Source organism: Silvimonas sp. (assembly GCF_031291215.1).
Classification (GTDB): Bacteria; Pseudomonadota; Gammaproteobacteria; order Burkholderiales; family Chitinibacteraceae; genus Silvimonas; species Silvimonas soli.
On sequence record NZ_JARLJK010000066.1, the window covers coordinates 248926 to 271812 of the forward strand.

Annotated in this window: 24 protein-coding genes and 1 tRNA gene; 13 read left to right on the forward strand and 12 right to left on the reverse strand. The window is 57.1% G+C overall.

Annotated elements, in window-relative coordinates; translation table 11 throughout:
* Positions 1-457: 457 nt before the first annotated feature.
* The gene (locus P4L78_RS09030) at positions 458-952 is read right to left on the reverse strand and encodes a hypothetical protein (protein WP_309327699.1); all 495 of its coding nucleotides are present in this window, start codon (positions 950-952) and stop codon (positions 458-460) included.
* Positions 953-996: 44 nt separating this feature from the next.
* Positions 997-3756, reverse strand: a complete 2760-nt coding sequence (gene ppc, locus P4L78_RS09035) for a phosphoenolpyruvate carboxylase (RefSeq protein ID WP_309327700.1) — start codon at positions 3754-3756, stop codon at positions 997-999.
* Positions 3757-3863: 107 nt separating this feature from the next.
* On the opposite strand from ppc, the gene P4L78_RS09040 reads away from it, so the two are divergent.
* The gene (locus P4L78_RS09040; protein WP_309327701.1) at positions 3864-4685 is read left to right on the forward strand and encodes a PhzF family phenazine biosynthesis protein; all 822 of its coding nucleotides are present in this window, start codon (positions 3864-3866) and stop codon (positions 4683-4685) included.
* Positions 4686-5095: 410 nt separating this feature from the next.
* On the opposite strand, the gene P4L78_RS09045 is transcribed toward P4L78_RS09040, so the two are convergent.
* The 7 genes from P4L78_RS09045 to P4L78_RS09075 all read right to left on the reverse strand — a co-directional run bounded on the left by P4L78_RS09045 (position 5096) and on the right by P4L78_RS09075 (position 12176).
* On the reverse strand, positions 5096-6454 hold the full coding sequence (locus P4L78_RS09045) for a sigma-54 dependent transcriptional regulator (RefSeq protein ID WP_309327702.1): 1359 nt from the start codon (positions 6452-6454) through the stop codon (positions 5096-5098).
* Positions 6426-8021, reverse strand: coding sequence for a PAS domain-containing sensor histidine kinase (locus tag P4L78_RS09050; RefSeq protein WP_283147774.1), 1596 nt, complete (start codon positions 8019-8021; stop codon positions 6426-6428). The genes P4L78_RS09045 and P4L78_RS09050 overlap by 29 nt, the downstream gene beginning before the upstream one ends.
* 200 nt (positions 8022-8221) lie before the next feature.
* Positions 8222-8719: an RNA pyrophosphohydrolase gene (locus tag P4L78_RS09055; protein WP_283147773.1), complete on the reverse strand. Its 498-nt coding sequence runs from the start codon at positions 8717-8719 to the stop codon at positions 8222-8224.
* Between the two features lie 168 nt (positions 8720-8887).
* Positions 8888-9676 (reverse strand): fused MFS/spermidine synthase, encoded by a 789-nt coding sequence (locus P4L78_RS09060; protein WP_309327703.1) that lies wholly within the window; start codon positions 9674-9676, stop codon positions 8888-8890.
* Complete coding sequence (ttcA, locus tag P4L78_RS09065) at positions 9676-10623, reverse strand: tRNA 2-thiocytidine(32) synthetase TtcA (protein WP_309327704.1); 948 nt, start codon at positions 10621-10623, stop codon at positions 9676-9678. Before ttcA ends, P4L78_RS09060 begins: the two co-directional genes overlap by 1 nt.
* A 186-nt stretch (positions 10624-10809) precedes the next feature.
* Positions 10810-11337, reverse strand: a complete 528-nt coding sequence (gene sodC / locus P4L78_RS09070) for a superoxide dismutase [Cu-Zn] SodC (RefSeq protein WP_309327705.1) — start codon at positions 11335-11337, stop codon at positions 10810-10812.
* 104 nt (positions 11338-11441) lie between these two features.
* The gene (locus P4L78_RS09075) at positions 11442-12176 is read right to left on the reverse strand and encodes a pteridine reductase (RefSeq protein ID WP_283147769.1); all 735 of its coding nucleotides are present in this window, start codon (positions 12174-12176) and stop codon (positions 11442-11444) included.
* A gap of 111 nt (positions 12177-12287) precedes the next feature.
* On the opposite strand from P4L78_RS09075, the gene P4L78_RS09080 reads away from it, so the two are divergent.
* The 5 genes from P4L78_RS09080 to P4L78_RS09100 all read left to right on the forward strand — a co-directional run bounded on the left by P4L78_RS09080 (position 12288) and on the right by P4L78_RS09100 (position 15102).
* Positions 12288-13457, forward strand: a complete 1170-nt coding sequence (locus P4L78_RS09080) for an SAM-dependent methyltransferase (protein WP_309327707.1) — start codon at positions 12288-12290, stop codon at positions 13455-13457.
* A 57-nt stretch (positions 13458-13514) separates the two neighbouring features.
* Positions 13515-13591: transfer RNA gene (locus P4L78_RS09085), tRNA-Met, on the forward strand.
* A 261-nt stretch (positions 13592-13852) separates the two neighbouring features.
* Entirely contained in the window at positions 13853-14203 is a 351-nt protein-coding gene (locus tag P4L78_RS09090; protein WP_309327708.1) for a metalloregulator ArsR/SmtB family transcription factor, read from the forward strand.
* Entirely contained in the window at positions 14184-14675 is a 492-nt protein-coding gene (locus tag P4L78_RS09095; protein ID WP_309327709.1) for an SRPBCC domain-containing protein, read from the forward strand. Before P4L78_RS09090 ends, P4L78_RS09095 begins: the two co-directional genes overlap by 20 nt.
* A gap of 22 nt (positions 14676-14697) precedes the next feature.
* Positions 14698-15102: a GFA family protein gene (locus P4L78_RS09100; RefSeq protein WP_283147765.1), complete on the forward strand. Its 405-nt coding sequence runs from the start codon at positions 14698-14700 to the stop codon at positions 15100-15102.
* A gap of 23 nt (positions 15103-15125) precedes the next feature.
* Here P4L78_RS09100 and P4L78_RS09105 read toward each other — a convergent pair whose 3' ends face one another.
* Both P4L78_RS09105 and P4L78_RS09110 read right to left on the reverse strand, forming a co-directional pair.
* Positions 15126-15692, reverse strand: coding sequence for a dihydrofolate reductase family protein (locus tag P4L78_RS09105; protein WP_309327710.1), 567 nt, complete (start codon positions 15690-15692; stop codon positions 15126-15128).
* Between the two features lie 61 nt (positions 15693-15753).
* Positions 15754-16731, reverse strand: coding sequence for a sensor domain-containing diguanylate cyclase (locus tag P4L78_RS09110; RefSeq protein WP_309327711.1), 978 nt, complete (start codon positions 16729-16731; stop codon positions 15754-15756).
* A 325-nt stretch (positions 16732-17056) separates the two neighbouring features.
* Here P4L78_RS09110 and P4L78_RS09115 point away from each other — a divergent pair, with 325 nt between their 5' ends.
* Positions 17057-18091 carry an HD domain-containing phosphohydrolase gene (locus P4L78_RS09115; RefSeq protein WP_309327712.1) on the forward strand — a complete coding sequence of 345 codons (1035 nt, stop codon included), beginning with the start codon at positions 17057-17059 and terminating at the stop codon, positions 18089-18091.
* 173 nt (positions 18092-18264) lie between these two features.
* Here P4L78_RS09115 and P4L78_RS09120 read toward each other — a convergent pair whose 3' ends face one another.
* Complete coding sequence (locus P4L78_RS09120) at positions 18265-18447, reverse strand: hypothetical protein (RefSeq protein WP_283147761.1); 183 nt, start codon at positions 18445-18447, stop codon at positions 18265-18267.
* A 287-nt stretch (positions 18448-18734) separates the two neighbouring features.
* Between P4L78_RS09120 and P4L78_RS09125 the strand changes: the two genes are divergently transcribed.
* From P4L78_RS09125 to P4L78_RS09150, 6 genes are all read left to right on the forward strand, one after another.
* On the forward strand, positions 18735-18953 hold the full coding sequence (locus tag P4L78_RS09125; protein ID WP_283147760.1) for a hypothetical protein: 219 nt from the start codon (positions 18735-18737) through the stop codon (positions 18951-18953).
* Between the two features lie 203 nt (positions 18954-19156).
* A complete protein-coding gene (locus tag P4L78_RS09130) occupies positions 19157-20029 on the forward strand; it encodes a Kdo hydroxylase family protein (RefSeq protein WP_309327713.1) in 873 nt (290 codons plus the stop codon).
* 65 nt (positions 20030-20094) lie between these two features.
* On the forward strand, positions 20095-20361 hold the full coding sequence (locus tag P4L78_RS09135) for a GlsB/YeaQ/YmgE family stress response membrane protein (protein WP_283147758.1): 267 nt from the start codon (positions 20095-20097) through the stop codon (positions 20359-20361).
* A 303-nt stretch (positions 20362-20664) separates the two neighbouring features.
* Positions 20665-21006, forward strand: a complete 342-nt coding sequence (locus P4L78_RS09140; RefSeq protein ID WP_283147757.1) for a hypothetical protein — start codon at positions 20665-20667, stop codon at positions 21004-21006.
* Positions 21003-22367, forward strand: a complete 1365-nt coding sequence (gene miaB, locus P4L78_RS09145) for a tRNA (N6-isopentenyl adenosine(37)-C2)-methylthiotransferase MiaB (protein ID WP_283147756.1) — start codon at positions 21003-21005, stop codon at positions 22365-22367. The genes P4L78_RS09140 and miaB overlap by 4 nt, the downstream gene beginning before the upstream one ends.
* Positions 22368-22404: 37 nt before the next feature.
* On the forward strand, positions 22405-22887 hold the full coding sequence (locus tag P4L78_RS09150; RefSeq protein ID WP_283147755.1) for a YhcH/YjgK/YiaL family protein: 483 nt from the start codon (positions 22405-22407) through the stop codon (positions 22885-22887).

Consider the following 22887-nt stretch of genomic DNA (forward strand, 5'->3'; position numbering starts at 1 on the left):
ACAGACGTTCGGTACCGTCTATTGCCGGCAGCAAGCTTCAGCGGACTCACCGCAGATGCTGCACTGCAGCAATAAATAAATTATTTGCTCAAATTGCTGTGTGGAAAGGACTATTTATTACTATTGCGTTGCAACATAAGAAAAGAATTATCCAGAATTGCGCAAACCGAAGCGCCCGCCGGGCGGATACATATGACGTTTGTCGCCGACGAAATGCAGGGTGTTTGTTGTGCCTGTGCATCGGCCTGGTGATGAATATTTTCACCACCCAGTCTTTTTTCTTTAAGGGACTGTCAACAACTTGTGTCCGAGAAAAATCGGTCAACGCTGACGTGGCAAGCAAAAGGCAGAGGTGTGGAATTATGACAAAGTGGTATCTATAAACATGAACAACCTGTTATGCCAAAAGCATCACAGAGGTCTGCATGAACAACTCAAAATCGCGGTAGCGGGTAATTCAGGGACGGTTGCCCAGACTCCAGCGCGCGCAATACCACTTGGTTTGTTTGTTGGACAAACCCACCAGCACACTGCCGAATTTGGAGAGATAGCGCGGGTAAGGCCCGGCCAGAGGAACGAACTGGGTGTTGAGGGTGGCTTCCAGTTGTTTGCGCACCGTATCCACCGGGGAAGGAATCAGTACGCCGACCATCAAGGCACCACTTTCTGGCAAATTGACGAATACTTCGCTGGCTGTGTTGCCCGCCAGCTGGGCATTTTTGGCGTCGAACCACTCCGCATCGCCCCAGGTGCGCAGCGGCTTTCCCAGGTAATTGCGAAAATACGCCCGCCACCAGCTGGTAGACCACTCGGAATGGCAAGACAGCGCGGCCTCCATCTGCTCGCCAAAGTGGCTAGGCAGTCCAGCAGCGTTGACCAGGTGAGTGGCACAGGCAAAAGAAATCGCCGCCATCAACCCGGTAGCCTCGAAAGAAACAAAGCGACGGATCATGGCGGCGAGTATATGCCGGATCGGGCGTTTATTGCTGAGCGGTATTAACCACTGTTACGCAAACCGGCCGCAATCCCGTTAATCGTCAAATGCACCGCGTGTTGCAGGTCTTCGCTTTCATCACCCGCACGCAGGCGCTTGAGCAATTCAACTTGCAAGTGGTTGAGCGGGTCCAGATACGGCAGACGATTATCCAGGCTGCGCGCCAGCATCGGGTTATCACCCAGCAGCTCTTTGTGACCAGTGATGGCCAGCACGGCGTCTACAGCGCGTTGCCATTCATCACGGATACGACCGAAGATACGGCGAGCCAGGTCCTGATCCTGCACCAGTTCGGAGTAACGCGCGGCAATGGCGATATCCGACTTGGCCAGCACCATTTCCATATTGGATACGGTGACCTGGAAGAACGGCCATTCGCGATACAGTTCTTGCAAGACGGCCAGACCCGCTTCGTCGGTCTCGGCCAGGTATTCGGCAATCGCCGTGCCAAAGCCAAACCAGCCCGGCAGCATCAAACGGCATTGCGACCACGAGAACACCCAAGGAATCGCCCGCAGATCGGCGATCGAATTGGTGTTCTTGCGCGCACTTGGACGCGAACCGATGTTCAGGTTCGGGATCTCGTTGATCGGCGTTGCTTCACGGAAATAAGTGATGAATTCCGGTGTGGCGTAAACCAGATCACGGTAGGCCTGGTACGCACGCAGCGACAGGCGCTCGGCCAGCTTGTGACGCTCTGGCGTATCAACGCGGGCTTGTTCATCCGTCGGGAAGCTGGCTTCCAGCGTGGCGGAGATCATGATTTCCAGATTGCGGCGACCGACTTCGCGGTCAGCAAACTTGGAGGCAATCACTTCGCCCTGCTCGGTAATACGAATCTGGCCGTTCACCGAACCCACTGGCTGCGCCACGATGGCATCAAATGCGGGACCACCGCCACGACCCACCGTACCGCCGCGACCATGGAACAGGCGCATTTTGATCCCGACGCCCTCAAACACCTTGACCAGGTTCAATTCGGCTTTGTACAGCTCCCAGTTGGATGTGAGGTAACCGCCGTCCTTGTTGGAATCCGAATAGCCCAGCATGACTTCCTGCACCTGACCGCGTCCGGCCACGATGGTGCGCCACTGCGGCAAGGCAAACAGTTCAGCCATGATCTGGCCGCTGTTACGCAGGTCGGCGGTGGTTTCAAACAGCGGGATAACGTTGATCTTTGCTTTTGGGATCGGAGTGAGTTGAATCAGACCGACTTCATTCATCAATACCGCCACTTCCAGCAGGTCGGAGACCGACTCGCAGTTGGAAATGATGTAATTGGGCAGTACTTCGGAGCCATAACGCGCCTGCAACTCAGCGGCGGCAGCATAGATATCCACTTCTTTCTGGGTATCTTCGGTGTAATCCACATGCGGGCAGATCAGCGGGCGCGGGCTGGCCAGTTCACGCAGCAGTACCACGCGGCGTGAGGCTTCATCCAGCTTGGGATAATCCTCAAGACCAGCTTTCTGGAACAGTTCCGAAATCACCTTCTCATGCATGCCAGCATGCTGGCGCATGTCCACCGGTGCCAGGTAGAAACCAAATACCGACACGGCGCGCAGCAAGCGACGCAGACGGCCATTGGCCAGTTTGGCGGCGCCATGCGACTTGAGCGAATCCGACACAATTTGCAGATCGCGTTCCAGCTCGGCGGCGCTTTCGTATTCCGGCGCACGCGCCACATCATGCAGTTGATGATGGAAAGTGCCGATCTTGATGGCGGTGGCAAAAATACGCGCGGTGATATGACCCACGGCCAGACGATACGGCTCTTCTGTCTTGCGTTCGTCTTCTGCGGCTTGTTCTGCCAGGCGTTGCAGCGCCTGGTCGACTTGCACCAGGCGCGTCGACATGGAAAGTTCAGCGCCCAATTTGGAACACTGTTGATAGTAGTAATCCAGCGCGATACCCGATTGGCGCGACACGGCGTAGCGCATCACATCGCCATTCACAAACGGATTACCGTCGCGGTCGCCCCCAATCCACGAACCGATGTGCACAAAATTGGGCAGCTCGACATCGGCGCCGGACAACGCGGCCAGTTTGTCTTCCAGATCGATATACAAACGTGGCACTTCATGCAGGAAAGTGCTGCGGAAGAACGTGGCACCGTTTTCGACTTCGTCCTGCACCTTGAGCTTGAAGGTACGGATTTCGCGGGTTTGCCACAGCGTCAGCACCACGCGTTCCAGTGCTTCGCGATTGGCGCGCTCTTCTTCGCGCGTCATTGCATTGCGGTCACGCGCTACCAGCAATTCGGAAATCGCAGCGTGGCATTCCAGAATGGTTTTACGTTTGACTTCAGTCGGGTGGGCAGTGAGCACCGGCGCGATGAGCGTTTCGCCCAGCATCGCCAGAATTTCAGATGGCTTGATATCGCGGGCGATCAGCGCATTGATAGCCGCTTCGATGCTGCCACGTTGCGCTTCCGAGCCATGCATTTTGTGGATACGGCGACGACGGTTATGATGCAAGTCCTCCGCTATATTGGACAGATGCGAGAAATAACTGAATGCTCGCACCAGCGCCATCGCGTTGGACAGATCAAGTGTCGACAATGTGCGGGCAAGCGCCACACTGGCTTCCGGATCGCGGCCTTCCACATAACGAATTGCGAGATCCCGAATGGCACCGATCTGGTCCGCGGCGGCATTACCGGTTTGTTCGCGAATGGTGCTTTCGAGCACATCGGCCAGGATTTCAAGGTCACGCGCCAGTGGCAGGTCTTTTTCGGCAATCAGTTCAAGTGCAGAAGACATGGGATTCGCTATCAGAAAGACGTTGATCGGACAGTTGGGACAAACCCGAGCATTGTAACAAATAACACCCCCTCCTCGGCGCTATGCGGCATGAATGGTTATCAAAAATGGTAAAAATCCCGTTTCACCTTTTGAATGTGTTTGGCGAACGTCGCATGGGCGGCTGTCCGCTGGTCATTTGTGAGACCGCAAAACGCCCGGATGCAGCGGTTGCGCAGCGCCTGGCCTATCAGTTTTGTGCTCCGGAAACCGGTTTTCTGGAAACGCGCAGCCAGTCCTGGTCGGCCTACACGCCGCAGTTGGCGCTGCCTTATTCCACGATGGTGGCGCTCGGTGCTTCGAGCATTGCCGCGCAAATTGCCATCGGCGCCCCCACCATCGGCTACAAAAAGAACGACTTGTGGTGGGTGCAAACGCCGCAAGCCCACGCTCGCGCTGCCCAAGTGGATAACCTGGCGCTGGCAGCTGCCTTGGGACTCAACCCTGCCGATTTGTCCGGCCCGCTTTTATGGGTGGATAGCGACTTCACCCAGTTGGTCATCCCGCTGCGTGCGCGTCAGCACGTGCTGCAAGTGGCGCCCCGACTGGATCTGTTGATGCAGAGCTTGGGCAATCCGCATCATTTATTGCAGATTGCTTTGTGGAGTAATGATGGCGAAGTGCTGACGTTGCGTGCCTTTACCGCCGACCCGTTCCATCTGCAGGAAGATTTTGGTGCGGGCAGCGCGGCGGCGGCCATCGGCCACTGGTTTATCGCCAATGGCAATACGCCGCCATTCTCTTTCCGCATCGAACAAGGCCACACCATTCACCGCCGCATCTCGCCGCTTTCCGTGCTGTATCTGGATGTCGATGCCCAGCGCCGGGTCGCCGTGGGCGGGCGCGTGTGGCAATTGGGTGGTGGCGAACTGGAAGTGGACGGGATTTGAATCGCAGCGCGCGAGCCAGCGTAAATAAAGCATGGCAACGAGTGCATGGCAGGCAACAAAGGTCGCTGCATCAGCATTGATCGGCATCGCTACCCTGGATTCCCGCCACGCTTCATCCGGGCTACAAAAACCTGGTAAACAAACGAATTTGCTTCGTCTTTTGACTTCGGGCCCCCGTGCGGCAGCGGGGTCGCCTTTTGCTATCCTGCCCTGCGGGACTTTGGGACACCTTTCTTTGGCGACGCAAAGAAAAGAAGCGTGCTCCCGGGTACCCCCGGGTATCAAACGCCTTGCAAACCTGTGCTGAAGGCACTAACGCAGCAAGTTTTGAAATCGGCGCAACACGAAACCAACGACGCCAAGCGAGTTACAGCCGCCCTGCACACCCAATCCGCCGCTCCCAGCAAAAATCAAATCCCCAAACGCTCCATCCGGTAGCGGAACGACCGGAAAGTCACCCCCAGCACCTTGGCGGCCTGAGTGCGGTTGCCGCTGGTTTTCTCCAGCGCATCCAGAATTGCCGCACGCTCAACCCGGTCCAGATAGTCCTGCAGCGAGTCAGTTACATCCAGCGCTCCGCCTTCACGCGTTGATTCGGCGGCGGGGTTGATCTGCAAATCATCGGCCACAATCAACGCGCCGTCACACAGCGCCAGCGCCCGTTCCAGCATGTTTTCCAGCTCACGTACGTTGCCGGGAAAAGCGTAGTGGCGTAGCGCGGTGAGCGCTTCTGGCGCAAAAGTCGGAACAGTTTGCCCGCTTTGCTGTGCCAGTCGGACAAGCAGATTGCGGGCAATCAGCTCGACATCTGCGCCCATTTCACGCAATGGCGGCATGTGCAGTTCAATCACATTAAGCCGGTAGTACAAGTCCTGGCGAAACCGGCCGCTTTCGACGCAGCGTGCCAGGTTTTGATGCGTGGCGCAGATAATGCGCACGTCCACGGCTTCTTCTTGCGTGGCGCCAACCTTGCGTACTTTGCGTTCCTGAATGGCCCGCAGCAGTTTGACCTGCATGGGCAACGGCAGATCGGCCACTTCATCCAGAAACAATGTGCCGCCATGTGCGGCCTGGAAAAAACCGTCGCGATCGGCATCGGCGCCGGTAAACGCCCCTTTGCGGTAACCGAAAAACTCGCTTTCCATCAGGTTTTCCGGGATAGCACCGCAGTTAACGGCCACAAACGGCTTTTCGACGCGCGCTGACTGGGCGTGAATCAGCCGCGCCGCACGCTCCTTGCCCGAACCCGATTCGCCACTGACATAGACCGGCGCCTGACTGCGGGCGAGTTTGTCGATCAATTCCAGCACTTGTTTCATGGCCGGCGATTCGCCCAACAGCATGCGCGGCGGTTGACCGGAGGTGGTTGCTTCGTCTGTTTCGTCATCCAGACTGAGGGCGGATTTGATCAGCGTGCGCAGTTGCTCCAGCGACACCGGCTTGGCCAGATAATCAAACGCGCCGGCCTTGAGTGCGGCCACGGCATTCTGGGTGCTGCCATAAGCGGTAATCACGGCCACCGGCAAATCGAGCTTTTTACTCTGGATGTACTGAATGACTTCCAGCCCGTCACCATCGGTCATGCGCATGTCGGTCAGGCAGAAATCGTAACGCTGGCGATCCAGGCAATGCCGAGCCTCGGCCACACTGTTGGCGGTATCGACCGACAGGCCCATTTTGAGCAACGTCAGCTCCAGCAGTTCGGCCAGATCAACTTCATCGTCGACCACCAATACGCGCTTATCCGTTCGTGTTTTTCTGGCCATCATTCATTCCGAAGGTAATGCGAAAGCGCGCTCCACCATCTGGCGGGGGCGCGTATTCAAGTTGCGCTGCGTTCGCGGCGCAGATTTCCCGTGCAATATACAAGCCAAGCCCGGTGCCTTTGGATTCGGTAGTAAAGAAAGGCTCGAACAGTTGCACTTGCGCATCAGCCGGCACGGGCGGTCCGTCATTAAACACGTCCAGTTGCCAGCGGCCGTCAAGCAACTCGACGGTAAAAGTCAGGCTGTTTTCGCCCTGGCTGCAATAACGCCAGCCATTACGCGCCAGATTCCACAACACCTGATGCAAATGACCGGGGTCGAACCGTATCACCGCATTGGCCGGACAAGACAGCGTTAACTGCGGAACGATGTTTTCTACCTGACGAAACTCCAGCAAAAAGCCTTGCAACCAGTTAGCCAGGTCGATTTCGGTCATCTGCAGGCGGTCACGCCGATTCAACTCGAGCACATCCCGCACCATGCGTTCGAGCCGGTTGGCGTTGTCGTCAATAATGCGCGTCAACCGGGTATAGAGTGGATCGGAATGTGTTTCTTCGCCCAGCAATTGAGCTGCATGAGAAATTGCCGACAGCGGATTGCGGATCTCATGGGCCAGATTGGCGGTCAGCCGTCCCAGCGCTGCCAGCTTGAGTTGCTGCGACTCCTGCCGTAGCCGGTCCATATCTTCCAGATAAACCATCACATCACCCGGCTCGGCGGCAGACAAGCCAACCATGCGCAAGCGCAAGGTGTTTTGTGGTGACACGCCAGCCACCAGTTCCAGCGGGCGTTGCCGGTCCGCCTGCCAACCGGTTACCGCCTTACCCAGCAACGGCAAGGACGCGGCCAGCCGCTCGCCGATCTGTAAACGTTGCCCGGTCAATAGCTCCGCCCGCTCGTTGAACTGACGGATATGCCCGGCACCATCCACCACCACCACGCCATCCGAGACATCTTGCAAAATGCGTTGGTTCACCTGTGCCAGATTCTGCAAATCCACGCCGCGCTGCTCGGCCAGTTTTTCGCTGGCTTCGGCCAGACGCGACAGGCGATGTCCCAGCCACGCCACCGCGAAACAAGCGATACACAACAAAGCCGGGGTGAAATTCTCGTCAAAACTGGACTGGTAATTGAGCACCCGCCAGCCTTGTTCAATCAGCAGCGCAATACTGGCCACTGCAGCGTGAAACAGCGTCATGCGGCCACGCGAGATCAAGCCGGCAGCGGCCAGATATGGCAATAACAGAATGCCCAGGCCGCTTTTCACCCCGCCAAACAAATCCATCAGACTGACCAGAAAGATCACGTCCGTGACGACTTGCGCACTCAGCTGGATTTCAAAATTGGGAATGCGTTTGCGGATGGTGATGGCAAATAGCGCAATCAGGATCAGATCGCCACTGATCAGCCACACAAAGGGTTGGCGCAGCTCCGGATCAAGCACCAGTCGGCGGGAGAACAACACGATGCTGATGATCAGGCCGACCACGCACAGCAAACGAAACAGATTAAGCCCGGCGAGCGAGCGCCAGTGCATTTCCGAGGGAGAGCGGTCAGATGCTTCTGGCATGGCGCGGGCCTTCTGGTGAGCCTTGTTGCGCAGCCCGGAACGGGCCGTCCGGGTTTGTAAACCAACCCGACAAATAAACAGGCGCCCCGGCAGAAAACGGGCTCTGCCGGGGCGATCCTGAAATGCTTTACGACTTTTTACAGCTTCAAAAAAAACACACTGCCGGATAAAACCAGGCCAGGTTGAACCGGCGCAGGTGCTTAAAGATGCGCCCGTCGATCTGGCGTACGCTCAAGAAAGCGCGCCAGTTCAGACAACGCCGCTTCATAGACGCCGCGCTTGAATTCAATCACGGCTTCCAGCGGTGCCCACCAGTCATTCCAGCGCCAGGCGTCGAATTCCGGGTGGTTGGTACGGCGCAGGCAGACATCGGAGTCATGCCCTTTGAGCCGCAGTAAAAACCAGATCTGCTTTTGTCCTTTATAAGTGCCGCGCCATTCGCGGCGAACCCAGTTAGTCGGCACATCATATTTCAACCACTCACGCGTGCGCCCGATGATCTCGACCTGTTGGTGTGACAGGCCGACTTCTTCCATCAGCTCGCGGAACATGGCTTGTTCCGGTGTTTCACCCTGTTTGATCCCGCCTTGCGGGAATTGCCAGGAATGCTCGCGTACGCGTTTGCCCCAGAAGACCTGATTCCTGTGGTTGATGATGATGATGCCGACGTTCGGACGATAACCGTCTCGGTCGAGCATGGGGTAATACCTTGTTAAGCTTTGGTTAACCCTGATTTTTTCACATCCGGCCAGGCTTGGAAACCTGCAAATGATTCTTGACCAAAATCAGAAGCCATTCCCGGGCCAGGCGAAGCGGTAAATATTGCCAATGTCATAGCTGGCAAGCCGCTTCAGCGAAAGATCACTTCAAATGAATAGCTTGCGATCGTTGTGCGCATTCAACCGCGCCAGGTCGCTCACAAATTCATCAAATTCGAGCCCGTAGCGGGGTTTGAGCACTTCTGCCCTGGCTGCCAGCGCCTGCCAGGTGGGGTTGTTTAACCCACGGGCAAAGCAAAACGCCATGACATTACCCTTCTGGCGCGCGGGCAACAGCAGCACCCGGCCATCAAAAACCTGCGAAAGGCGTTCGCGATAGGTCTCAAACCGTCGGTCGGAACCCCACAGATTCACGGCCAGAATCCCGTCCGCAGTCAGCCGATCGCGACAGGCACTGAAGAAATCGGAGGTCGCCAATGGTTCGGCAATGCCTGAGGGGCCGTAGGCGTCCATGACAATCAGGTCGGCGCTGTCATCCGCCATGCCGTAGACATGCGCCGCGCCATCGCCCACGATGACCTGAAACTGGTCGTCGTCCGCAGGCGTCTGGAACATGCTGCGGGCAACGGCGACCACTTGCGGATGCAGTTCGACCGCCGTCAGATGTGTCTCCGGCATTTTTTCGTGGATCCACTTGGCAATGGACCCTCCGCCCAAGCCGATCAACAACGCTTGTTTTGGCGGCTCGGCGAACAACAAAAAACCAAACAAACAGCGGGTATACGCCAGCACCAGTTCAATCGGGTCATTCACCCGCATGGCGCTTTGCGTGTCATCACCGCCGAAATGCAGTTTACGAATGCCTAGAGAATCAGAGATATCAATCTGGATTTCTTCATGCGCCGCCGGGCTGATGCGTTTGGAGCGAAACAGCATCAGAAATCCCCGCAGGCCGAGGCTGACGGCGCATCGTCCGGGCGGCTGGCCAAAATCGAGATGCGCGCCGGATCACTAAAACTTTCGCGATCAAACGCTTTGTCGCCATCTTCCCGCGCTACGCCATCGGCGCGGGCATTGGCAAAGTCGTATAGCTTGGTGTCGGCCATGTGCGACGGCACCACATTGCGCATGGCGCGGAACATGCTCTCGATGCGGCCGGGGAAGCGTTTGTCCCAGTCCTTGAGCATGTCGCCCACCACTTCGCGTTGCAGATTGGGCTGACTGCCGCACAAATTGCACGGAATGATGGGATATTGCTTGGCCTGGGCGAAGCGCACGATATCTTTCTCGCGGCAATACGCCAGCGGACGGATCACCACGTGCTTGCCATCGTCGCTGACCAGTTTGGGCGGCATGGATTTCATCTTGCCGCCGTAGAACATGTTCAGGAACAGCGTTTCCAGGATGTCTTCACGATGATGGCCCAGCGCGATCTTGGTTGCGCCCAGTTCATCGGCCACGCGATACAGAATGCCACGACGCAGGCGCGAGCACAGACCACAGGTGGTTTTGCCTTCCGGCACCACGCGAGTCACGATGGAATACGTGTCTTCTTCAATAATGCGGTAATCCACGCCCAGCGCTTTCAGGTATTCCGGCAGCACTTGCTCGGGAAAGCCGGGCTGTTTCTGGTCCAGATTGACCGCCACGATCGAGAAATCAATCGGTGCCGATTTTTGCAGGCTCAGCAGGATATCGAGCATGGTGTAACTGTCTTTGCCGCCGGACAGACACACCATGACCTTATCGCCCTGCTCGATCATGTTGAAATCGTTGATGGCGTCGCCCACGGCGTGGCGCAGCTGTTTGGCCAGCTTGTTCAGATTGTATTTCTGCTTTTGTTCCGCTTCGGACAAAGCGGCAGTTTCGGTCGCTGCATTCATGATGAAAAGCTCACGGGGCGCCAGGCGCCCCGTTGATAGATGGTTGAATTGACGGCGATTTTACCTGAAATATTGACACTCAGGCGCACGCGCCCGGCAATGCGCACTCAGCAACCACGCGCTGCGCCGGGCAATTCGAAGTTTTTACGTTTTTTGCTGGTTGCGACAGACCGATAAAACGCTGGCTTAGCCGCCAATCACGCCACAAGCAAAGCGTGCACCGCCGCCGCCCAGCGGCTGCGGCATGTCCGAGTGATTATCACCACCGGCGTGCACCATCAAAGCGTGGCCCTGGATTTCACTGATTTTCTTCAGCCGAGGCGCCAGTACCGGGTAATCAGCCATGCCGTCAGCGGTGACGTATAGCGCGGGCAAATCGCCCAGGTGCCCATCGCCATAAGGCCCCAGATGCTTGCCGGTTTTTTGCGGATCAAAATGCCCACCGGCAGCCAGCGCAGCAACGGCTTTACCATCTTTCATTCCCGGCTCGCAGCTGCCATTTTCATGCACGTGAAAACCATGCACACCTGGCGGCAAGCCCTGTAGATGCGGGGTAAACACCAAGCCATATGGCGTTTCGGCGATGTTGATCGTCCCCAGAGCCGGGCCTGTTCCTTCAGCTGTAGCTGCTCTTACCGGGACATCCAGCGTCGCGGCGCCGGCGAAACCAGCCAGACCTGCAGCCAACAATGCGGCAACCATCACGTTTTTCATGCGAACCTCCAGACTGAAGAAAGCGGATCGGGCATCGAAGCGGGTTTGAGACCGTTATGCGCCGCACGTTCCATGCAGTTTGCATTCAGACCATGATGCAGGCATTACAGGACGATACTGCGCCCGCCATCCACCGGCAGAATCACGCCCGTTACATAAGGTGCTTCAAGCAAAAAGTGGATTGCCTGCGCCAGGTCTTCCGGGGTGCCAGTGCGACCCAATGGAATGCTGGCTTCGATACGGGCGCGTTCCGCGGCGTCAAACACGCTGTCGCCATCGGGCCAGAGATTGGAGCCCGGCGCCACCGCGTTGACCCGCACGTGCGGCGCCAGATCGCGCGCCAGCGAGCGCGTCATTGCCACCAGCCCGGCCTTGGCCACCGTGTACAGCGTGTGCTGCGGATAAGGCCGATCAGCATGGATATCGGCAATGCTCACAATCACGCCACGCGTTTCTCGCAATGCTTCGGCAGCGGCCTGCGCCAGAAAGATCGGCGCTTTGAGGTTGGAACCGAGCAAATCATGCCAGGCCGCTTCGGTGAATTCGCCCACCGGCGTCGGAAAGAATGATGACGCGTTGTTCACCACGGCATCCAGCCGCCCGAAATGGCGTGTTGCGGCGTTGACCAGCACCGGCAAGGCGCTGATATCCAGCAAGTCCGCCTGCACCGTCAGCACCGAATTCGCGCGAATCGTGTTCAGTTCACTCGCCAGTTGCTCGGCATCTTTGGCCGAACTGCGGTAATGCAGCGCAATGCGCCAGCCCCGTGCGTGCAAATAACGGGCGATTCCCGCGCCAACACGGCGGGCGCCACCGGTGATCAGCGCCACCTTTTCCATATTTGTCTCTCCGCTTGTACCCGGGTGCCCATGCATGAGCCGACCCAGGCAAGATCATTTAGAATTGTCGGCTTGATGATTTCAAAGCCATAGCGCGATTCTGCTGCCGACATGACCTCCTCGCAACTGCCCGCCGCCACGCCCGAAGCCCTTGCCGCCAGTCACGAACTGGTCGAGCGCATCCGTAACGCCATTGCGGCCCGCAAGGGCTGGCTGCCTTTCAGCGACTACATGCGCATGGCGCTGTACGAACCGGGACTTGGCTATTATTCCGGCGGCGCCACCAAATTTGGCGAGGCCGGCGACTTTGTCACCGCGCCAGAACTCTCGCCATTGTTTGGCGCCTGCATTGCCACTAGCGTGGCCCAAGTGCTGCAAACACTCGGCACTGGCGACGTACTGGAATTTGGCGCGGGCACCGGCAAGCTTGCCGCGCAGATCCTCACCGAACTGGAACGGCTCGATACCCTGCCGCGCCACTACTATATCGTTGATCTGTCCGCCGAGTTAAAAGAACGCCAGCGCGCCACCTTGCACGCTTTAGTACCGCATCTGGCCGACAAGGTGGTCTGGCTGGATTCTTTACCACAACAGTTCACCGGTTTTGTAGTCGGCAACGAAGTGCTCGATGCTATCCCCTGCGCCCTGATTTACAACTCCGAAGATGGCGAATTGCTGGAACGTGGCGTGGTCTGGCGCGACAACGCGCTGGCTTTTGACGATCGACCACTCGCCGATAGCCCGTTGCGCGACGCCGCTCAAGCACTCGAACTGCCCGGCGACTATCTCACCGAAATCCAGCCCGAACTGCCCGGTTTTATCGCCAGCACCGCCCACCTGCTACAACGGGGTGCCGCGTTGTTCATCGACTACGGCTTTCCTGCCATCGAGTATTACCACCCGCAACGCAAGCAAGGCACGCTGATGGCGCATTACCGCCATCACGGCATGACCGACCCGTTCTACCTGCCGGGACTGGCAGACCTGACTTGCCATGTCGACTTCACGGGGGTGTACCAGCAAGGCGCTGATCATGGCCTGCAACTGGAAGGTTATGTCTCGCAAGCGCAGTATTTGCTCAACGCTGGCCTCACCGCCCGCCTTGCCGCAGTAGGCCCGGATAACATCAAGCAGTACGCCCCAGTCGCCGCCGCCGTACAAAAACTGACCAGCCCCGCCGAAATGGGTGAACTCTTCAAAGTCATTGCATTCTCGAAAAACCTTGAGTTATCAACGATGCTGGCCGGATTTGAACACGGCGACGACTCGTACAAGCTATAAATTGCGACAAGCTGCTTGACAGCCCACCCTTCGCCCGTCAGAATCTCGGGCTCTCATGGCTATGTAGCTCAGTCGGTTAGAGCACAGCACTCATAATGCTGGGGTCGCAGGTTCGAGTCCCGCCATAGCCACCAGGATACCTTCCAAGGGCAACCGAAGAAGTACAAGAAACCCCCGTAAAGCCTAGCTTGCGGGGGTTTCTTGTTTTGCGGTTGCGCTTGAGAACACGCCACTTTTCTGGTTCGCAGCGGCCACGCGTTCGAGCGCTGACTTCATTGCGCAGCCATGATAACAAACCTCAATCAATCCATTGGTCGGCGCCATTGGCATCTAGCGTTGACATCATCGGCTCATTTATTTAGCCTTTTAGCTACATAACCAATTGGCTAAATAACATGTCCACCGATTCCCTTAGTGCCACCTTTGCCGCCCTGGCTGACCCGACTCGCCGGGCGATTCTGGCACGGTTGGCGCTGGGCGAAGCCACGGTAGGAGAACTGGCGCAGCCGTTTGATATGAAGCTGCCCAGTATTTCCAAACATTTGCGGGTACTGGAAAAAGCCGGGTTGATTGTGCAAGGACGGGAAGCGCAATGGCGGCCTCGACGCTTGCAGGCCGCGCCATTGCAGGAAGTGGCGGGGTGGGCGGAACAGTACCGCCAGTTTTGGGAACAGAATTTTGATCAGATGAACCAGTATCTCCACGCACTACAGACTGAGGAGCAACATGATGATTCTCAAGAATGAGTGGCCCGCCGTTACGGGCGAGCATGAATTGGTCATTACCCGCTTGCTGGACGCACCACCGGCGCTGGCGTTCCAGGTGTGGAGCGATCCGGCGCATGTGGCTCGCTGGTGGGGGCCACGTGAGCGAGGAGAGGATTTCACCACGCCGGTGTGCGAAATGGACTTCCAGGTCGGGGGCAGCTACCGCATATGCATCCGCTCCCCGGCTGGCCGCGAATTATGGCAGCGCGGGCGCTATCTGGAGATCATTGCACCCGAGCGGCTGGTTTTCACTTTTGCGTGGGACAACCTGCCGGATATGGGTTGGGAAACGCTTGTGACTGTGATCTTTGCTGCGCACGGCCCCAGCCAGACCCAAATGACATTCACGCAGATTGGGCTGCCTTCTGTAGCTGAACGCGATGGCCATATTCAAGGCTGGACGCAATGTGTCGACCGGCTAGCCACCTATCTGGCCACTCAAACCGTCTGAATTCATTTGCGGGAGAAGTGCCATGCAAAAGTCTTATCACGGCAGTTGCCATTGTGGCGCGGTGCAGTTCAGGTGTGAGCTTGATCTGGCGGCAGGTACAACGCGCTGCAATTGTTCGGTCTGCAGCAAGGGCCGCTTCTGGCTGGGATTTGTGCCAGCGGCCCAATTTGAGTTACTGGCAGGCCATGAGTTGCTGGCCGATTACCAGTTTGGCGCACAGCAGATTCACCATCGCTTCTGTCTGCGGTGCGGCATCAAACCATTCGGCACGCGCTATAAACCCGAATTGGGCAGCGATATTTACGCGATCAATATCGCCTGTCTTGACGATGTGCCGGCACAAGAATTAGCCGCGGCGCCGGTGAGATACGTAAATGGCCGGCACGACGACTGGGGTGCGACGCCCGCTGAAACCAGCCATCTCTAGCCCCAGGCATCCCAATCGGGCTTTTACGTGGCAGGGGCATAACTGAGCACAACATTGCCATTGCCAAAAGCGCGAGTGCTGATCAGCCGCAATCTGAGCGGTTGCGCCAGGCTCGCAAAAATGGCGCGCCCTTGCCCCAGCAGCACAGGGTTCACCACCAACTGGAATTCGTCGATTAACCCGGCCTGTGCCAGTTGCAGCACGATGCTGCCGCTACCCAGAATCGCCATGTCTTCACCGGCGTTGGCCTTGAGCTGGCGCACGATGCTCAGCAGGTCGCCTTGCGCCAGGCGGGTGTTTGCCCACGCCACACTTTCTAACGAGCGCGAAAACACCAATTTGGGCAGGCGGTTCATTTGCCCCGCAATGACTGGATCATTCTCTAACGCATACGCGGTTGGCCAGTAACTGGCCATCAGTTCATAAGTAACGCGCCCGAACAACAGCATGCCGCCGCCCGTGGCATTGGCGCTGACGTAATCGTTCCACTCGGCGTCGTGTGGGTCCGGGCGCGCCCAGTCAAGTCCGCCAGCCGCATCCGCAAAATAACCGTCAAGACTGACCTGGAAGAACGCAAGTAATCGGGCCATTGGGAACTCCTTGTCTCTAGTCCGGATGTACGTTTGCTTGTTCACACAGAAAACGTGGCGCCTAACGTTGCGCAGGTCTGGCTTTGATTTGCTCTTTGTTGGCATACATTGCAACGTCTGCCTCAGCCAGCAACGCCTCGAAGCTGGCATGCCTGGCCGCGTCGTATTCGGTTATGCCCACGCTGAAACGGATGTCGTAACCGCGTGCCTGTTCGCGATTAAGCTCGTTCAAGGCGTCTTGCATGCGGCCGATGATTTCTGCGGTATGAGTGGCGTCGGCATCGGAAAGCAAAGCAACAAACTCGTCGCCACCCAGGCGGCCAATCACATCGCTTTCACGCAAGGCGGTGCGCAACAGTTCGGCAAAGGCAATCAGCGCCCGATCACCTTCAGCATGCCCGAAGGTATCGTTGATCTTCTTGAAGTCATTCAGATCAAAAAACAGCAAAGAGGCAGGCCTGTGCTGCCGCCTCGCCATATTGAGGGCGTGTCCCGCCAGCGCTTCAAAACCGCGCCGGTTAGACAAGCGGGTCATTTCGTCCAGCGTAGCCAATTGCACCGCCGCGAGTTCCTGCTCGGCAATCTGCGCCAGGTCCCGCAATAACGCGCGCTCTTCCACATCCAGCTCACGCGGTTGCATGTCAAACAGGCAAAGTGTGCCCAGTTTGCTGCCGTTGGGTACCGCCAGCGGATATCCCGCGTAGAACCTGATATGCGGATTGTCTTGCACCAAGGGGTTATCGAAGAAACGCACATCAGTGAGCGTGTCGGGGATCAGAAAAAGCTCGTTCCCCAGAATGGCGTGACCGCAGAACGAGATTTCGCGCGCGGTTTCAGTCATCGCCTCGCCCATGCGGGATTTGACCCACAGCCGCTCGGTATCGACCAGACTGACCAGGGCAATTGGCACATTGAAAACACGGCGCGCCAGCCGTGTTAGCCGGTCAAAGCGCTCCTCTGGCGGCGTATCCAGAATATCCAGCGCTCTGAGCGTGTTCACCCGAACACCTTCGTCTTCGGGTTTGACGGGTGGCTGCATGGTTCCCCCCACGCGACGTTGAACTTGATCTGGCCCCAGCATAGCGTAATGACTGGTTTTTCATTACGCAAAACCCGGCAACCTTTTTAAAAATATGCCGACTGGTAGCGAAACAGCCCCGCCCTGCCCACCATCTGCCAAATCGCGCCCATTCAAGCCAGCAGCGGCGCATCGGATTTGTAGCAAAACCTCGCCCAAATGACCGTACGCCTGGTTATTCCGGACTTTCTACCGGTGTGAAAATTGGTGCGAGGATAAATAAGACTGTCAGAAATATCGTACATTGCTTACTTGCCTCAACTCATCCTGCAGCAAGGCTTAAACAGTGAAACTGGAACTACCCGACTTTATTTTTATCCGTAATCGCGTGGTGCAGTACGGCGACCTGGATTTTCGGCTCGACCCGCGTTTTCAGGAGTCACTGGCCGCAACTGCGCCGCAGTCCCCATTGCCGGTGATCCCGCCGGTCGCCCCGCACGCGCTGGTTGAAGCGATTTCGCTAGTGCAGTACTTCGCCCCCTACACCCAACTGGCACCGGGGCAGCTGAGCGCCGAGCCACTGCAGTTGCTCGCCGGGCGGGTCATTGATTTGGCCACCCGTTGCCCGGACGGCGCGATAGCCGCCATTTTGTTGTGCCCGTGGCAGGATTATGTCGCCCATCATGCCATCAACACCGCCCTGCTGGCCTGCCGCATGGCGATTGCGCTGGGCTTGCCGGAGCCAGAACAAACTGCGCTGGTCTTGGCTGCCCTGGGCATGAATCTGGGAGCGGTGGCTTTGCAGAATGAACTGGCCAGCCAGAATGCCCCGTTAAGTACCGGTCAGCGCCAATTGATCAACGCCCACCCGTTGATCAGCTCAGCGCTGCTGCGCGCAGCCGGGCTGGAAGATGAGCGCTTGCATACGCTGGTTTTAACCCATCACGAGCGACGCGACGGGCGCGGCTACCCGTTTCATCTGCGGGAAGATGAGATTGATCCACTCGCACATCTGCTGCATGTGCTGGACATCGTCATCGCCAAGCTCATGCCACGTAGTTATCGCAGCCGCTTGCCGGCCCGCCAAGCGCTGGCACAAGTCTATGCGGCCCCCAAAGAACCACTCGATCCGCAATATGCGGCGCAATTGGTGAAAGTGTTTGGCATTTACCCGAGCGGCAGCTTTGTGAAACTGGAAGACGGCCAGACCGCGCTGGTCGTGTCGCAAACCGATGCGGCCGACAAACCGATGGTGGCAGTGCCAGCCATTGGACCAACGCCGGTTGACACATCAACGACTGGGCGGCTGATCCAGGAGAGCGTGGCGTCGCAACCGTCCGCGCGCCACTTCGCCACACTAGTGCCGTTCTGGCCTTTCTAAATACCAAGGCGACAGCTGGCGGCCACACCGTCACCAATGCGCAGCCAATAAAAAAACCCCGCAAACCGTATGGCCATCGGTTTTACGGATGGACTCGCGGCAATGCGAGGTTTTCGGTCCGGCCTGGCCGGAATATCTCAAAAAGTCAGTGTTGACGCGCCAACAATGCGAGTTCAGAAATCGCTGGTATCGGTCGAACGGCGGGTTTCGATAATGTCCTCAAGCTGGCGGCGGCGCTGGGTCTTGGTGCGATTGGCATTGGCAATCGCTTCTTCGCTTGGTCCGCGCCGTTTAGGTTGAGCCTTGGCACCCATCAATTGAGCAACTTCTTTCTCAAGGATATCTTCTGCATTCATGGCATAACCCCTTATAAGTAAGACAAACTCGTCATTTTGAGAGACACCCGAAACGGTTCAACATCCGGCACAACAGATAAATACTTGACGGATCACATATTTCTCATTATTGTTGCCGGTCTGACTCAGTTCAGGTGCAGTTCCAAAGTGTCCCCTGTTTGTACTTCCTCCCAGCTTCAACGCTAGCCGCAAGTTCTGACTTCCACTCCTCTACAGCTCCTGTCACTCAGTCCAATTGGCCATTTTTTCGTGGCCCAAAACAATTAGACCTATTGAAGGAGCCCATCGTGGCAAACACAAACTCTTACGACGTAAATATTGAAGTACGCCCCGTTTCCATTGGCGCCGGCCTTGCTGGCTGGTACCAGATCGTACGGTGCGAAGGCACACAACGTGTTCCGGTAACGGATTGGCTGCGTGCCCCGGGCGAGCCCATTGGCATCGTGCATCACGCAGTTCGCACGGCAAAACAACGCGCTAGCGTACACCTGCGCAAGCTGGCGTAACTTTGCAGAGTAACACTTTCTGTCATTGAAATCCCGGTTGATTACGGATTTGCTGCACAAAAAAGCGGCAAATCCAATGATTCAACAGCATGCAGAAAGTGGCCGGAAAAGCGCAGCGTCAATTCTGTCGCGCGTTCTGATGAAAAGCTGCGCCGGGCATTGTTGTAACATGTCGGTCTGCCTATCCCGGATACCTCGCAGCCATGACCAGTCAGATCATCACCGTCAGCCAGTCCAGCCCCACGTTTTCTCCGCCACGCGAGCAATTGCTGGCAGCGGTTGAAGGCGGGCAAGTTCTGTTCTTTCCGACGATTGATTTCCAGGTTGCCGATGCCGAAAAGCGCTTGCTGGACCCGGCCATTGCCGATCCCAAGCGCAAGAACATCAGCCTTGATCCGCTGACTGGCAAACTCAATGGTGTGATCGGCGGCCCGGAAAACGAAGCCGCCGTGCGAGCACTGATTGAGCGCTACTACACGCAAGCCAATGACCTGGTTGCGCGGCTGTTTCCGGAATACACCGGCAAACTGCGTACCGCGCCCACCAGTTTGCGGCTGCATCGCGTGGAAACGCGAGAAACCTCCTGGCGCAAAGATGATAGCCGCCTGCATGTGGACGCTTTTCCATCCCGCCCCAATTACGGGGAGCGCATTTTGCGTGTGTTCACCAATGTAAACCCGCAAGGCCAGCCCCGCGTTTGGCGTGTGGGTGAACCGTTTGGCGACATGGCAAAGCGCATGTTGCCACGGGTACCGCGCCAATGGCCGGGCTCGGCCGCAGTGCTGGCCGCGCTCAAGATCACCAAACGCCCGCGCAGTGCTTATGACCACATCATGCTCAATCTGCACGATGCGATGAAAGCGGACTTGGCCTACCAAAAAGACTGCCCGCAAGAAACCATGCCGTTTCCGCCTGGTTGCGCGTGGATCTGCTTTTCGGACCAGACCTCGCATGCGGTGATGTCAGGCCAGTTCATGATGGAGCAGACCTATTTCTTGCCCGCAGCGAAAATGGTCGACCCAGACAAGGCGCCGCTGGCGACGCTGGAACGACTGACCGGGCGCGCTCTGGTTTAATCGCCACTGCGCCCATACTTGATACCTCTCGCATAAAAAAGACCAATAACTGGCAAGGAGCCATTGTGGGCTGGATTATCACGCTGCTCATCGGGGCATTTATCGGCTGGATTGCCGGAAAAGTCATGGAAACCGGACAACAACAAGGCTGGATACTCAACATCCTGATCGGCATCATCGGTTCAGCGGTCGGTCGCTGGCTGTTTGGCGAAGTGCTGCACATTGGTGCCGCCTGGCGTGCCGGGGCATTTTCATTGTCGGGGATTGTCTTTGGTGTGCTCGGTTCGGTCATCCTGATTGCCATCCTGAAATGGCTGGGCATCCTGCGCTGACGGATTCGTTCGCTGCGTTTGCGCACTACTGCTGGCAAAGGCCGAGATCATCGGTTTTCCGGTCATTTCTGCTTTAAGTGCAACGACTTGAGTCCTCATCCCGGCACTGATCCGCCCGCATTGGCCTTCAGTCTGGATAAACCGGATTTGCCGCAAAAACTGGCCGGACACCGGCTAAAGTCACTTTTCGGGAACCGGGCCATGCGATTGCAGTCCGGCAAATTACCCCATCCGCCGACGCGGCTTTCAAAGCTGGCGCCAAATTGCTAAAATTGTCTGTTTTTCAACGGGATAAGACACCCTATGCGTAAGTCCTTTGCCGTTGTACTGGCCGTTGTCGCACTGTTTGTTTCGACACTGGCATTAGCCGATCGCGTACTGCCACCGAATGGGCAGTTGGGTACGCTGAACAGCTATCAGATTGGATCTGTCACGATTGACGACGAAAATCGCATGCCGGCTGCGGCAATTCGCGTATACGGCACCAATAATTTACTGCTGCCACCGCAGCAAGTACCCACCGATGTGGACATCTGGTACACCACCGAAGCCAACGGTAACGTCTGGAAAATCTGGGTACTGACCGAAGACGAGTTCAAGCAGCAAAAGGCCTGGCTCAAGGAACAAAAGAAGTTACAGCAATGACCAAAAAAGTATTTATCAAGACCTTCGGTTGCCAGATGAACGAGTATGACTCGGACAAAATGGCAGATTTGCTGGGTGCCACCGAAGGCATGACCAAAACCGATAATGTGGAAGAAGCGGATGTGATCCTCTTCAACACCTGTTCGGTGCGCGAAAAAGCGCAGGAAAAAGTCTTCAGCGATCTCGGTCGTGTCCGGCATCTGAAAACGCTCAACCCTGATTTGGTGATTGGCGTGGGTGGCTGCGTGGCCAGCCAGGAAGGCGCGCAGATCATCAAACGCGCCCCGTATGTTGACGTCGTGTTCGGGCCGCAAACGCTACATCGCTTGCCAGGCATGATTGCCGAGCGCCGCAGCTCCGGCAAAAGCCAGGTGGATATCTCCTTCCCGGAAATCGAAAAATTCGACCACCTGCCACCAGCGCGGGTTGAAGGCGCCACCGCGTTTGTGTCGATCATGGAAGGCTGTTCCAAGTTCTGCTCGTTCTGCATCGTGCCGTACACGCGCGGCCAGGAAGTGAGCCGTCCGTTTGAAGACGTGCTGGCCGAAGTCGCCGGTCTGGCCCAGCAAGGCGTGAAGGAAGTGACGCTGCTGGGTCAGAACGTCAATGCATATCGCGGCCGCATGGTCGATAGTGGTGTGAACGGCGAAGAAGATGACATCGCCGATTTCGCCATGCTGCTGGAATACGTGCATGAAGTGCCAGGCATAGAACGCATTCGTTACACCACCAGCCATCCGCGTGAAATGACTGCGCGCATTGTCGATTGCTATCGCAAGCTGCCCAAGCTGGTCAGCCATTTGCACCTGCCGGTACAAGCCGGTTCAGATCGCGTGCTGGTGAACATGAAGCGCGGGTACACCACGCTTGAATACAAGTCGCTGGTACGCAAACTGAAAGAAGCGCGTCCGGACATTTGCCTGAGTTCCGACTTCATTGTCGGCTTTCCGGGTGAAACCGAGGAAGACTTTGAAAAGACCATGAAGCTGATCGACGATGTCGGCTTTGATGCCAGCTTCAGCTTTATTTACAGCCGTCGCCCGGGTACGCCTGCCGCCGATCTGCAAGATGATGTGCCAGATGATGTGAAGTCCAAACGCCTGCAACGCTTGCAGACGCGCATCCAGGATCTGGCCGATGAAGTGAACCGCAATATGGTGGGCACGGTGCAACGCGTGCTGGTGGAAGGCATTTCCCGCAAGGATGCCAACCAGCTGGCCGGACGCACCGACAACAACCGTATCGTCAATTTCGACGGTAACGCGCGTTTGCTCAATACCTTTGTCAATGTACGCGTCACGGCCGCCCTGCCGCACAGTCTCAAAGGCGAGATTGTGACGGTGGAACGCGTCAGCGCCTGAAGACCGGCCCGCCAAAGCGGAACCGGATAGACACACCATGATTCTGAGCAATCTGCAAAACTGGCAATCCGAAAAAGGCGCTTTCCCGCCAGCAGTCAATACTGCGCTGGAAGCGCTGGCTGGACTCGATCTCTCCACCATGACGCCGGGGAAATACCCGCTGCCAACGGAAGGATCGTTTTTCATGATCCAGACGCCGACTACCGCGCCCGCAGATACCTTGCGCCCGGAAGCGCACCAGCAGCATGTGGACATCCAGCTGGTGTTGTCGGGAAACGAGCGTTACGGCGTGGCCAAGCGCGGTCAGACCGGCGAACACGTACTGGAAGACCGCTGGGAACGTCACGACATCGCCTTTTTTGCACCGCCACAGACTGAAGCCTTTTTTGACCTCGCGCCCGGCATGTTTGCCGTGTTCTTCCCTAGCGATATCCACCGGCCTTGCTGCCAGGCGGGAGAAGCACCGGAAGCCGTGCGCAAAGTCGTCGTCAAAATTCATCGCAGCCTGTTCGGGCTGTGA